This is a genomic window from Desulfosporosinus sp. OT (assembly GCF_000224515.1).
Taxonomy (GTDB): Bacteria; Bacillota; Desulfitobacteriia; order Desulfitobacteriales; family Desulfitobacteriaceae; genus Desulfosporosinus.
The window spans coordinates 1-11049 of sequence record NZ_AGAF01000279.1 but is presented as its reverse complement, the minus strand read 5'-3'; the positions used below and the strand labels follow the sequence as shown (position 1 = coordinate 11049).

Here is an 11049-nt window from a genome sequence, read left to right as displayed (position 1 = left end):
AAAGGAGAGAAGTAGGATGAGAATTGGAATTCTGACATGTTCTAGTGCAACACAGGACTTAGGTTGTTCTTCAGTAAGCTGTCTAAACGATTTAAGGAAAAGAAAAGGTGCATTCAGTCGATACCCAGTTGATGATAAATTGGAACTTATTGGTATTATCAACTGTTCTGGCTGTCCGACATTAGCGGGGCCGGAAAAGTTGCTAAGTCGAATACGAGCGTTAGCAGAATTTAGAATTGATGTCATCCACTTCTCATATTGTATGGATGCTCTGTGTCCTTACAAGGAAAAGTATAAGAAAATGTTACAGGAACAGTTCCCCGGCATCGAAATTGTGATAGGAACTCACGAGGCTCACATTACGCACGAACAATTTAGAGAGGGAGTCAAAGGACTGTTTTGTCAATCAAAACGAACGATGGTGGACCTGATTAAAGGAAAATAAATGATTGTAACACAGTTAGAAACGTATAGGCCTTCTACCCCTCGTACCCATTGAATTGAACCTATCTAGAGTTCCGCTACTTCCTCCGGACGTGAAGGCACGCACTGATCAATTAATCAGTGCGTGCCTTACTTGGTTATTTTTTCATAACACAGAGCGGCCAGTATAATTTATAGAATGTAGGGAATCAAAACCTAGTAGGCAGGGAAAGCCAAGAGGTGCCTCTTATTTTGTAACCTTGGCCAAACAGTAGATATCATGGTAGGGTTTCCGGAAATTTGATCATCGATTTTCGTTGAAGTGAAATAGGAGGGATTTAAGCAGTCCACACAATACCTGATCAGTTCGCTGCGCCGGACAATGCCGATGAAAATCTCATTATCGTCCACAACAGGAACGAAGTTTTGTTCGGCAGCACTGGCGATCAGGTTTTCCATTTGGGCGTTGACAGAAACAGGGTTATAGTGGGTATGTCGCTCTATTTCATCAAGATGGATTTTTTCGGTATTCGTAAATGTTAAACTTGGTGTGTTTTTCATTTTCCAGAGGAGATCACCCTCGGTTAAAACTCCCACATATTTGCCATCATCATCGATGATAGGGACTGAGGCATAGCGATGGTATTCCATCCGTTCCAATGCTTGGCGCATAGTTGAGTTGAATTTTAAAAATATGATATCTTTTTTGAGTGATAGGAAAAAAGCGATGTTCAATTGTCCAACCTCCAATGCAGAGTATTTATCTTTTAGCCTTTGTCTCGTCATTTTGGGATTATCTTTAATTATAGTAAAAAAATATATTTGTAAGAATATTCACAAAGATATGATATCATGTTTACCGTTGAAAGTCCATAGTATACTTATATCATCATAATCCGATTTAACTATGATAAATTTATCATTAACATAACTGTTATAATATCTCTAGATTGAACGAATAAACTATGTTATTACGCAGAAACTCATGCGGTATCTTTAGGGAATATAACGAATAAAAGAATATAATATAAGGATGATCATCAAATTAACTTGGTTATTATAGAAGGACAATATCATCCGAATGACTAATGTTTCAGACGAACCAATATTTAATAAATTAAAATGAGGAGTTCATAATTTCGAAAAAAATTATGAACTCCTCAATAGGTTGAATGCGTTTAAGCTGACAAAAATTTTATGGCCAAGTTAGCACGACTCTTAACCAAGTGAGAAATTTAAGAGGCGGTTCGCGGAGACAGCGATACTTAGAAAACCTTTGTTACCCTCTCTTTTCCGATCACAAAACTTCATCAACTGATTATCCTGCATACGTGCCTTGATTGGCGTAATGAAATACGGTAGTTCACTCGTACCAACCTTGCAATAAATTGGATTGAGAGCAAACCAGTTTTTGCCGATAATTGTGGGAATTGTGCTATGGGTAAAGTTTCCATGTTCATTAATTAAATAAATTTCATCTATATTAAGCTGTTGCGTTATCTCTTTTAGTTTCTCATTCGTTAATTCTTCGTGTTTTTCCAAGGCCAGTACTTGTTCACTAATATTATACAGCCATTGATCCATTACTTTAGCAGCGATTTTCTGCTGCATTTGATCTGTGAGGTCAGTCAGGCTGCCACTGGTATTTTTTAAATTATTCAAACCATCTTGCTGGGTCTCTAAACTAGCTAAAATCTCTTGGGTATTAGAAGCATTAGACTGGGTGGCCTCGGCTACTCGGTCGAAGTTACCGACTAAATCCCTTGTTTCTGTTCCCATCTCATGGATAGCAAGCGAAATGCCGCTAAAATGATTATACATTGTGTCTGTAGTTGCAGCAACTTTACTAAAGGCACCCGTTGTAGACTCAACTAATTGAGCGCTATGTTCAATTTCCGTCCGTGAAAGCTCGTCAGTTTGTTTCACGATGTTGATACAATGCACGATCCTTTGCAGGTTATTATTAATATCAAGTACATGATGTGAAGATTGATCCGCCAGTTTTTTAATTTCTTCGGCTACAACTGAAAAACCACGACCAGCCTCACCCGCGCGAGCTGACTCGATAGCTGCATTCAAAGCCAGTAAATTAGTTTTTTCCGCAATTTCCGCGATCAGTTGCAGCATATCTTCGATACCCTTGGACTCTTCGATCAGTTTGTTAATTGCATCATAGGTCTCTACTGTATTCTGACTGATTTTTCTCATCTGCTCTTCGAGTTTAATTGTGAAGCTTAACCCGTTATTGGCCGATTCGCTATTGGCTGAAGCTATTTGTAATAGATCCTGGGCGGATGAGTCAATGTTACGAACATGATGAGCAAGTGATTGGAGCAATAAAACAATATTTTCCGCTTGGTTTGCTTGCTTTTGATTGTTGTTAGCAATATCGGAAAAAGCTGCCGTAATCTCAGACGAACCAGTGAATACTTCTTTGATATTTTTCTTAAGGTCATCCGAATTAATATTGATTTGAACTGCAATTTCTGTCATTTTACTCAAAAAGGATAATGTTCCACTCTGAGTGCCTTCAATAGTAAAAAAAATATTCTTTAATAATCCTTTTTCCGTCGTTGGTTTAACAAAGAAATCACCGGCTTCGTTTTCCTTAAGTATTTTGACAATTGAACTTAAAGGTTTAAAGATGAATTTATGGGTAACATAGGCAATGACTAAGGAGGCCACTAGAGCTTGAAGCAAGACTAAAACTGGGTAGGCCAAAACTTTAGTCAATAGGAGTTGCAGAACCAGTTCGCAGATAAAGATACATAAGGCTATAAATCCGTAAAGTTTCAGTGTTATTTTTTCCATTTTACACCCCATTTAAATTTTATGTTAGGTCATATAATTCGACGTAATTTACCAAAATCCTACTCTATGTATGTATACAATTAGTCCATTTGCTACCATTTTTTAAACAATCATGAAATATGCATAATCCCGGATGGAAGTTGCGTTATGCTTTAAGTGCAGCACGAAGATAAGCAGGAATTACCTACCAATAACAGTTGAGGCAGGTCTTACATGACCTGCTTCGTGTGCTTAAACCGCAATTACTTAACAGCAATTGGGTTGGATCTTTCGAAATCGCTCTGATGGAATGCACAAAATAATATGCAAGATTTACTGGTAAACGTAGACAAAGAAAAGAGCTTATACATGGACCCTGCATAACTTATCTCAAGACTATCGAGTAGACTCCTATGACAACAATAGCAGTAATAAACCATGATGCTATTCCTAATGCCAAAGATTGAATGATAGGTATTTTGTCTATAGTAAAGTAAAGAGTTAAGAGAAAAGCTAACGAAGTCGGTAATGACCATATACTAAACATCACGGTCTTACTTAACGAGCCATGTTGCGAGATGGAAAGAAAATAATAACCCAGGAGAGTAATAGCTGGAAAAAGCATAGCCAGACCAGCAACAAAGCTATTTTGTGATTTGCCAATTAGATTAATTATTACGACCAAGGTCCCACCAACTATGAAACGCGTTAATAATTCTACAAACGTCATAAAAGATGCCTCCAACTGATTAATTTCGCAAAGTATATTATAGCAGGATATCAACTGGAATTAAAAGCTAGAGGACTTGCATGACAAAGACAGGTGCTCTAAAATGAAGGCGGGTCCCCAAATAGTGTAATGGAGGTGGTTGCTGTGTCCGTACATAAATTTGATCCTGAAAATCGCAAAAAACTTAATAGCGAACAACGTAAAGCAATTTTGCCCCCGGCTCAGGTCTTAATGGACATTGGGATTGAATCTCACACTGTCTGGGCTGATATCGGTTGTGGAACAGGTTATTTTACAATACCTCTTGCTAATGAGGTGAAGCAAGTGTACGCTCTCGATATACGTACTGAAATGCTTAGTGATCTCAGTGACAGTCTCACTAAATTACAAATTCCCAATGTAGAGGTACTTCAATCCGGAGAAAGTTGTTTTCCCTTACCAGACCTATTGGTAGATGGAATTTTGACTTCGCTTGTTTTACACGAAGTTGATCAACCCAATGATTTTTTTCGTGAATTGCACAGGATCCTTCAAACGGGTGGCCGATTAGTGGTAATCGAGTGGGCCAAAGCTTCTACGGAAATGGGACCACCTGTTGAACACAGGTTATCTGTTCAACAGTTAGACGATTGGGCACTTACTGTAGGGCTTATAAAAGTGAAAACTTGGAGGTGGACGGAGAATTTTATTGGAATTGAATATAAAAAATAATCTTTAATTGACTAATCGATACAAACAAAACGTCTTTCCCTAACGTTAGTGAAAGGCGTTTGTTAATTCTAAATTAAGCAAGCGTCACGTTGAGAAATAAGGGTTTCAAAATACGTGGACTGTGTGAAAAATTTGATGTAGAATATGCAGTGTGTCTTATTTAGTAGATACGAGTCAAATCATAGGAGGCCAGCCAAGTGAAAGACAATCCTAATAAAATATGGGTCGTTGCGAGTCCAAAACGTGCACGAAATCCCGAGTATAGTCAATATAATTCAGTAGGGGAAGCACTGTCCGATTTTGATGATTGGACACTTGATACGGATAGTATAACAAGTTGCGAAGTACTCTACAGAGGAATCACTTTGCTACACTCCGCAAAGGGTAAAGTATTTGGAGCTGCCTGCGAAAAGTATAACAAAGATTGCAACGTAAGAAGTAAATTACCAAACTCATTAGAGATACTAAATTGTGAAGAATGCGTAACGAAAATGATTAAGGATTACGTTTTATGAGAAAGTACTCGTGAGACACGTAAAATCCTAGACTTTAAAACACCGAAATCAGCAGTCTGATTTCGGTGTTTTTTTGATAATATTTCATGAAAATTGAATGGGGTTATGAGAATAGCGATGGAGACTTTACTCCTTAACTTTGTGCCAAAATCGCAGCCACTTTTGCTTTCCAAAATAACTCAAGATCAGGATAACAAGAAGAATTGACACAATATAAAAAACAATAATCCCATAAGGATTATCAACTAGGGGTAAGTTCATGAAGTTCATCCCAAAGAAACTAGTCATCAAGTTAATGGGCAATAACGTCGTAGCAATAATCGTAAGTAGTTTCATAATATCATTGGTGTTATTCTGAACTGCCGTTTGGTAAGCATCGCGAAGGTTTTCCACTTGATCGTGATAGTTCTGGATATTGCCAATGATTCGTGTTGTCGTAGAGCGGAGATCCTGTTCCAGTTTATTTTCCGAATTGCTCAAGTCGGACATGTGCTCGAAGACCGACTGATGCATATTTATGGATTTCCTTATGCTCATTATTAACTGGTGGTAGCTTAAGATATTATTTTGATGATTTACTTCTGGGCTTTTCAGGATATCTTTTTCCAGCTGAAATAAATCATTTTCGAATCTCTCCAGTCGTTGCTGATAATTATCTAGAATGTACAATCCCAAAAGAAAGGCCATATCTATCGGATTATCTAAGATACCTCGTTTAGCCCAACGTTCGATCAAAGGTATAAGCATTTTATTATTATCAATTAGAATAACACTTTTTGGTAAGATGAAGAAACTAATTCCATTCTCCTTACCTTGCACATCAATGTCACACAAAGTTATAGTATGTACTTTAGGCGCCAGATGGGCTAGATGAGGAATGATCCTTTCGTCTTTGTCTGTAGCAAATCTGTAATCTTCATCCCATACCTTAAATTTATCGTTAATTCCGGATTCAGATGCGAGAAGACCCGGTAACTGGTTCCATTCGTCAATGGCGAGCATTATAAGAGAGAAACCGGATTCTATCGCCGAGAGTTCCCTTGTTTGTTCCGTGATGTGATAGAGTTGGATGAAATACCTTTTCACATGTTTAGGCTCCCTTCAATACTTGTAAGCACTTTTCTTATTCTTCTTTCAGTATTGTGACAAGTATGAACTTATTCCATACTTTGAGGGAGCAATATTTGTTTTGATTTAAAATGGTATTTGGCTTCGATAAGTAGCGGGGATAGCTTAACCAGCAAATTAACCATTTTGTAACTATCTCTTTACTATTTTGTAAATGTGTGTCCAGTAAAAGAGTATATTGTAAAAGTATTATCAAATCGATAAAAATTATGGAATTCAAAGCAAGGAGTGGACAAACAGATGAAGTTCCCCGTTCGTTTAGTTATGTCATTACTAGTTCTGGTTATAACTGGCTGTGGATCAATTCAGAGAGTTCAAACACCGATGGACCAACCCAGTGAGAGCTCTGTGATTGATGTCAATCAAGGACAAGATAACTCTGCAATACTGAGCCCAAAGAATCTAAATGCTGCTGCATTTAAGAATATGGGTGATTTGGCTTTCATTTGGGAAGGTTTACTATTTACTCTTGACGGTAAAACAGGTGAAGTCAAGCAGCTCACATACTCTCGACACGCCTTGCACCCAATTTGGTCCAATGATGGTGAATGGTTAGCGTTTATCTCTGCTGATGGTCCTAGTTCGAATAGTGGACAACTTTGGCTTGTTCGTAAGGACGGGCAACAAGCGCACCAAGTCCAAGGGATCAACCTTGAGCAAGCAAATGATCAAAACCTTTCGTGGTCACCTACAACAAATATTCTGGCAGTCAGTGGGAAAGAAGGTCTATGGTTGGTTCCCTCGCAAGGTGAACCGACTCTTAAGTTTAAAGGTTTGCTTTCTTACGCTTATTGTCCATGGTCACCAGACGGAAAATCTATTGCCTACAATGTTATGAATCCCCCAAATAACCAAGGGAACCGTGATGACGATCTTTATACTTTGAATGTTAATAGTGGTGAAACGGTCAAATATATTACGGCTGAAAACGCAGGAATTAAAATTGCTACATGGTTGCCGGATGGCAGTGGGTTGCTGTACTGGTTAGATCCGCTACATAGTGCTTCACTGGCAGCTGATGGGCTAGAACTGTGGAGTCTCAAGTTTAATGATGTCAAGCCCAAACTCGTGTCTACAGGACTGGCATATCGGGATTGGCTTTCCTTTTCTCCGAATGGACAGTTACTTATGGTATCCGGTGGAGGTCGAATCATCTGGGCACAGAAAAGTTTGATAATTAGTAGTCCTGAATCAGGGAGTACTCTGGAGCTGCCGAATCCAGCTGACAGCATTGCCACCGACCCATCTTTCTCTCCCAATGGGAGCCTTATTGCCTTCGTAGCCGCGAAAAGCTTAGGGAATGAAGTTTGGGGTTTTAGTAAATCCGACGACCTAGCGAACTGGGTAGCTACACGAGTTTTATGGATTGAAAACGCTGATGGATCTGCTGCACACCCATTGCAATCGGCTGGCACTGGAGTGTACCAACCGGTATGGTCTAAAGATGGAACCCATATTGTATATGTTCAAAACAATTCCTTATGGATAATTGGGGCTAAGGGCGAGAATCCAGAAAAGATTTTAGGACCATTCTCGGATTGGAAAAAAGACCAGTTTGGTTATTATGGTTATATTCGACAGGATGATTTTGCTTGGTTTAAATCTTAAGACCAATTACAAACGCTAAGATTTGGATAGGCTCCCCTTAAGAAGGCAGATTAAATATAATAAATCTGTTTACTTTAATGGGGAGCATTTTCTTAATATGGCAGGAACAGAAACAAAGATGTGGAATACAAGCTGTCACAATGCTACCGTCTGTACAAAAGTATTATCGGGTTGCTTTAACCTATTAATATCCGAACCAATAACGGAGCAACAAATGAAGTATAGATGGCTGCAAGCCCCATGGCTACCCCGGACATTGAACCTTGGATAGGTCCTTCTAACAGAGCTGTTGCAGTACCTTGACCATGCGCAGTAGTTCCATATGCTATTCCTCGGGCTAAAGGATTAGTAACTTTGAATAGGTTGAGCAGAACAGGAGTTAAAACGGTACCTAAAATACCAGTAGCAATTACAAAAACAGAAGTGAGGGACGGGTCGCCATTTAAAATTTTTGAGATGCTAACCGCAATAGGCACTGTTACTGACTTTGGTGCCAACGAGACGACAGTGACCTTACTCAATCCTAACAGTTTAGCTGTGAGTACAGTAGTTATCATATTGGCCGATGCTCCAACCACAATCCCTGCTACTATGGGGATAAAATTTTTTATTAATACTTCTCGGTTGCGATAAAGAGGTATTGCCAGGGCAGCTGTTGCTGGCCCTAAAAGGAAAGTCATAAGATTTAAACCAGGCTGGTACTGTTCAAAGCTAATTCCACTAATTAGCAAAACTATAATAATTAATGCGGTACTGAGGAATACCACATTTACAAGTGGGTGGGGAAAACGCTTACTCAGAAAACGGCTGAAGGCATAGGCTGCTATAGTGATAGCTATGGTAAAGAGTACTATCAGTAGATTCATTTAAATTCCCCCTTTGGCAGAACGTTTACTAGCAAGAATCTGAGCTACCAAACCCGTAACCAAAATGCAAACGGCGGCGCCAAGTACAATGACCACCAGAAGCTGTACTCCGCTGGTTCGGAACAAACCTACCCATTCCATTAACCCTACAGCTATAGGAATAAAGAAAAAAGCAAGATGTTTTAGTAGTAAATCTGCAGCTTCTTCCACCCAGGCTATGGGAATAATTCCGGTAAACAGTAAAACAAATAAGAGAACCATTCCTAAAACGTTACCAGGAATAGGTATATTTGTTAGACCTATGAAAAGGTTTCCTAATTCGTAGATTATCCAAAGAAAAGTAATTTGGAGACTCACACGCACCCAGTAATTCATAAATTCACCCTCTTTCAAGTCATGGAAGCTTGATTCCATTGTACTTCTAATGGCAACTATTTGTAAAATAGATAGTTGGAATATTGATTATGGATATAATAGATAATATAATCCTACTAAGCGAGGTGGAGAATGTGGATATACGTCATCTAGAGTATTTTGTTGAAGTTGCTCGTCAAAAGAGTTTTAGTAGTGCTGCTAAAGCTACACATGTTACTCAGTCGACTATTAGCAAGATGATTAAAGACATGGAAACAGAATTAGGAAGATCGCTATTTAACCGGAGTTCTAAATATGTTCAGCTGACTGATACCGGCGAGATGCTATTTCCTAAAGCTAAACAAATAGTAGAGATGTTCCTAAGCATCCCTACCGAGCTAGATATTATGGCAAAAACTGAAAAGGGTAAGCTTAGTATTGGTTTGCCTCCCATTACCGCAGCCACCGCATTTGCCCAATTATTGGGTGAGTTTATAAAAGCTTATCCCAATATCGAGATAAACTTATTTGAGTATGGGTCCAAAAGTGTTGAGTTAGGAATTCAGGATGGCTCGTTAGATGTGGGTCTTATCTGTTGTCCCACTAATAGTGACCAATATAATGTAATGCACTTTAGCAAAGACCCTTTATGGGTGGTTGGTCACTCCGAACACCCGCTGAGAGAATATCCTAAAATAGAATTTGAATTACTGGTTGAGGAGAGTTTTGTTTTATATCGACGCGATTTCAGCCTATACGATGAAATTGTTAAGCGGTGTAAAATGGCTGGTTTTCAGCCTAAAGTAGCTTTTGAAACTTCGCAACTTGAATTGATGACTCAAATTGTTGCGGCTAAACTGGGGATTGCTCTATTGCCAAGCAAACTATGCACTGAACTTGATCCGAAAACAATGGCATTTATGCCTTTAAGTGATCCACATATATTTCTTGAACTGTCATTAATCTGGCACAAACGACGTTATCTATCTTATGCTACCCACTTATTGGTAAAGTTTATTCAGGAGTCTTTGCTGGAGAAAATACATAATGTCAATGCAATTCAACCGATTGGATTTAAGATAGACTATTAATTTGCATAACCCTGAAAGAGGGGCTATTGTTTTGACTACCAGATTCAACCCTGGTTTTTTGTTTTTTCAGAAATTTTAGGAGGAATAATTAGGAAACACGTAGAATCTAGTTTGTATAATTCAACGTAAAGATGCTGTCAGGAAAACGAAAATTATGAGCTGAAAATGACAAGTGAAAGGATGAAGGTTTTGAAGAATGATACGATCACTATTTTAGGGGATGAAGCAAAAGATTTGTTAGAACACAAATGTACCACGATTCCTAAGGAACTTATTCATCTACCAGGTTCGGATTTTATTGACCGGGTCATAGAAATGTCAGATCGGTCCAATAGTGTGTTAAGAAATTTAGCGACGCTTTTTAACCATGGCCGTTTAGCCGGTAGCGGTTATCTATCCTTATTACCCGTAGATCAAGGCGTCGAACATTCTGCGGCTGCTTCTTTCGCACCAAATCCTATTTATTTTGATCCAGAGAATATTGTTAAACTAGCAATTGAAGGCGGATGCAATGCAGTCACGTCAACGTTAGGTGTTTTAGGAGCAGTCTCTCGCAAATATGCTCATAAAATTCCCTTTATCTTAAAAATTAATCACAATGAACTACTGACTTATCCAAATTCTTTTGATCAAAGACTTTTCGCCTCAGTCGAACAGGGCTTTCAAATGGGAGCTGTGGGGATTGGCGCCACTATATATTACGGTTCTCAGGAGTCACGCCGCCAAATTGAAGAAATAAGCGCTGCTTTTAAACGTGCTCACGAATTAGGCATGTTTACAGTGCTTTGGTGTTATTTGCGCAACGATGGTTTTAAGAAAGATAAAGTTAACTA

Annotated in this window: 12 protein-coding genes; 6 read left to right on the top strand and 6 right to left on the bottom strand. The window is 38.8% G+C overall.

Going from position 1 to position 11049, the window contains the following annotated elements; translation table 11 throughout:
- Positions 1-445 (top strand): CGGC domain-containing protein (locus tag DOT_RS27340; RefSeq protein WP_348982174.1); only part of this gene is annotated, 445 nt, incomplete at its 5' end.
- A gap of 194 nt (positions 446-639) precedes the next feature.
- On the opposite strand, the gene DOT_RS27335 is transcribed toward DOT_RS27340, so the two are convergent.
- The 3 genes from DOT_RS27335 to DOT_RS27325 form a co-directional block, all read right to left on the bottom strand.
- On the bottom strand, positions 640-1158 hold the full coding sequence (locus DOT_RS27335; RefSeq protein WP_192807844.1) for a CBS domain-containing protein: 519 nt from the start codon (positions 1156-1158) through the stop codon (positions 640-642).
- A 483-nt stretch (positions 1159-1641) separates the two neighbouring features.
- Positions 1642-3234, bottom strand: a complete 1593-nt coding sequence (locus DOT_RS27330; protein ID WP_009624899.1) for a methyl-accepting chemotaxis protein — start codon at positions 3232-3234, stop codon at positions 1642-1644.
- A 364-nt stretch (positions 3235-3598) separates the two neighbouring features.
- On the bottom strand, positions 3599-3943 hold the full coding sequence (locus tag DOT_RS27325) for a GlpM family protein (RefSeq protein WP_009624898.1): 345 nt from the start codon (positions 3941-3943) through the stop codon (positions 3599-3601).
- A 144-nt stretch (positions 3944-4087) separates the two neighbouring features.
- On the opposite strand from DOT_RS27325, the gene DOT_RS27320 reads away from it, so the two are divergent.
- Together DOT_RS27320 and DOT_RS27315 are read left to right on the top strand one after the other, a co-directional pair.
- Complete coding sequence (locus DOT_RS27320; protein ID WP_009624897.1) at positions 4088-4654, top strand: class I SAM-dependent methyltransferase; 567 nt, start codon at positions 4088-4090, stop codon at positions 4652-4654.
- Between the two features lie 197 nt (positions 4655-4851).
- Complete coding sequence (locus tag DOT_RS27315) at positions 4852-5169, top strand: hypothetical protein (protein WP_009624896.1); 318 nt, start codon at positions 4852-4854, stop codon at positions 5167-5169.
- 126 nt (positions 5170-5295) lie between these two features.
- On the opposite strand, the gene DOT_RS27310 is transcribed toward DOT_RS27315, so the two are convergent.
- Entirely contained in the window at positions 5296-6255 is a 960-nt protein-coding gene (locus tag DOT_RS27310) for a CorA family divalent cation transporter (RefSeq protein WP_009624895.1), read from the bottom strand.
- A gap of 282 nt (positions 6256-6537) precedes the next feature.
- On the opposite strand from DOT_RS27310, the gene DOT_RS27305 reads away from it, so the two are divergent.
- Positions 6538-7905, top strand: coding sequence for a PD40 domain-containing protein (locus DOT_RS27305; protein WP_009624894.1), 1368 nt, complete (start codon positions 6538-6540; stop codon positions 7903-7905).
- 176 nt (positions 7906-8081) lie between these two features.
- Here the strand turns inward: DOT_RS27305 and DOT_RS27300 are convergent, their stop codons facing one another.
- Positions 8082-8771, bottom strand: a complete 690-nt coding sequence (locus DOT_RS27300) for an LrgB family protein (RefSeq protein WP_009624893.1) — start codon at positions 8769-8771, stop codon at positions 8082-8084.
- Positions 8772-9146 carry a CidA/LrgA family protein gene (locus DOT_RS27295; protein ID WP_009624892.1) on the bottom strand — a complete coding sequence of 125 codons (375 nt, stop codon included), beginning with the start codon at positions 9144-9146 and terminating at the stop codon, positions 8772-8774.
- A 134-nt stretch (positions 9147-9280) separates the two neighbouring features.
- Between DOT_RS27295 and DOT_RS27290 the strand changes: the two genes are divergently transcribed.
- Positions 9281-10216 carry a LysR family transcriptional regulator gene (locus DOT_RS27290; protein ID WP_009624891.1) on the top strand — a complete coding sequence of 312 codons (936 nt, stop codon included), beginning with the start codon at positions 9281-9283 and terminating at the stop codon, positions 10214-10216.
- 189 nt (positions 10217-10405) lie between these two features.
- Positions 10406-11049, top strand: a 644-nt coding sequence (locus DOT_RS27285; RefSeq protein WP_242833929.1) for a class I fructose-bisphosphate aldolase, incomplete at its 3' end; no start/stop codon positions are given.